Origin of the sequence: Rhodoferax sp., from assembly GCF_014859475.1 — a bacterium.
Classification (GTDB): Bacteria; Pseudomonadota; Gammaproteobacteria; order Burkholderiales; family Burkholderiaceae_C; genus Rhodoferax.
In genome coordinates this window covers 1-1,914 of the sequence record NZ_JACUUE010000316.1, presented here as the reverse complement: position 1 = coordinate 1,914, position 1,914 = coordinate 1, and the positions used below count along the sequence as shown (strand labels likewise).

The window sequence follows — 1,914 nt, the reverse complement described above, 5'->3', positions numbered from 1 at the left end:
CGCCACGCGGGACAAAACCCTGTTTGAGATAAAAGTCCGTGGCGCTGGCCTGGGCGTGCAGCATCACCATGCGGTCGCCACGCTCGCCAGCGGCAGCCAGCAAGGCCTTGAGCGCCATCTGACCCAAGCCAGCGCCGCGCAGCACGCGGTTCACAGCCAGGCGGCCAATCTGCCCCACGCCAGGCGCGGCTTGCAACAGCCGCCCAGTAGCAACCGGCAAACCAAGGCGGTTGCGAATCAACACATGAAGCGCTCCCTCGTCAGCAGCGTCCTGTTCCAGCGCCAATGGAATTTGCTGTTCCTGCACAAAAACCTCCAGGCGCACGGCGTGGGCGCCTTCAGCCAGGCTGGCCCAGTGGCCCACTTCGATGCGCATCATCGGCTCATTGGCTTCAAAACCAAGCAGCACATCGCGCAGGGCGGCAGGCACTGGCCTTGATTTCTGCGTAGCAGGGTCGGCAAAAACATAGACCAGTTCACCCGAGACCAGCAAGCGGGCATTGCAGCGAATGTCGCCAGCAAACACCATGGACGACTTGCCGATGTGCTGGCAGCGCAAGGCCACGTCGAGCAGATCATCCAAGTGCGCCGAAGCATGGTATTCCAGTGCTACTTTTTTGACATATAAGTCACCTTGCAGCGCCGCCAGCGTGGCCTCATAAGGCAACACCAATGCGCGCCAATAGTCGGCCATGGCGGTGTCCAGGTACATCAGGTAGTGCGCGTTGAAAACAATTTTCTGCATGTCCACCTCGGCCCAGCGCACGCGCAGGCGATGGTGAAAGCGGCTGGATTCAAGCTGGGTATGAGGCATGTCGATCAGTCTGAGAATGCGTGTTTCAAGGCCCGCGCCGCATCCGTGTGGGCCCGGCGTGCCTCGGCAATGGCACGGCCCATTTTGATGAATTCGTGGGTCACGCCGCGGTAAATGTCGAGGTCAACGGCCACGCCCGCGGTGCGCAGCTTGTCGGCGTATTGCAGACCTTCATCGACCAGCGGGTCGCACTCTGCCAAGCCAAACCAGGCGTGAGCCACGCCCTCGACATCATCGGCCATCAAGGGGGCAAAGCGCCAGTCTTCCCGTTCTTTGACATCTGGAATATAGAGGTCGAAAAAATAATCGATGTGCGCTGCTTCCAGCACAAAGCCGTGGCCAAAGGTTTTGTGCGATGGCGTGTCCTGGTGGGCGCAACAGCCGGGATAAAACAGCAGTTGCAGCCTCAGGGCCACGCCGGCATCGCGCGCCTGCACGGCGCAGGCCGCAGCCAGCGTGCCACCGGCGCTGTCGCCGCCCACGGCGATGCGGTTCGGGTCAAGGCCCTTTTCGGCACCATGCGCGGCCACCCACTGCACGGCATCCCAGGCATCCTCGAAAGCGGTTGGAAAACAGTGCTCAGGGGCCAGCCGGTAGCCCACCGACAGCACGGCGCAGTGCGCCAGGTGACTCAAATGGCGGCACAGCACATCGTGCGTGTCAATGCTGCCAAGGGTGAAGCCGCCGCCGTGCAAGTACACCAGCACCGGCAGCGACTCATCACCAGGCGCGTATAAACGCACCGGCACCTCAAAGCCGTCGCGCATGGGCAGCGTGAAGTTTTTAACCCGGTTCAGTTTCATCGGTGCCAGGTCAAGCACGCCGGCGTTGATCTCATAGGCGGCACGCGCCTGTTGTGGTGTCAAGGCGTGCAGCGGCACCTTTCCGGCGCGCGCCATGCGTTCGAGCACGCCGTGCATGGCGGGAGTGAGCAAGGCGCGCGGGTTGCGGTGAGTCATGGTGCGGATTGATCTTGTTACAGTGCAGGGTCTGATGCTAACAACCCGGAGACAGTGATGGCCTTGATCTATTACGTAACCCAGATTTAACGTGAAAGAACGTCGTCATTGCGAACGAAGTGACGCAATCCATGACTTCCG

2 protein-coding genes are annotated in these 1,914 nt (G+C 61.1%); both read right to left on the bottom strand.

The features are described 5' to 3' along the window. Positions 1-814: YbgC/FadM family acyl-CoA thioesterase (locus tag IBX54_RS14835; protein WP_296543419.1), on the bottom strand; the 814-nt coding region annotated here is incomplete at its 3' end. 5 nt (positions 815-819) lie between these two features. Further along, entirely contained in the window at positions 820-1,773 is a 954-nt protein-coding gene (locus IBX54_RS14830) for an alpha/beta hydrolase (RefSeq protein ID WP_296543418.1), read from the bottom strand. Between the last annotated feature and the right edge of the window lie 141 nt (positions 1,774-1,914).

Coding starts and splice junctions, on each gene's coding strand:
- IBX54_RS14830 (WP_296543418.1), bottom strand. CDS start 1,773: ATGACTCACCGCAACCCGCGCGCCTTGCTCACTCCCGCCATGCACGGC.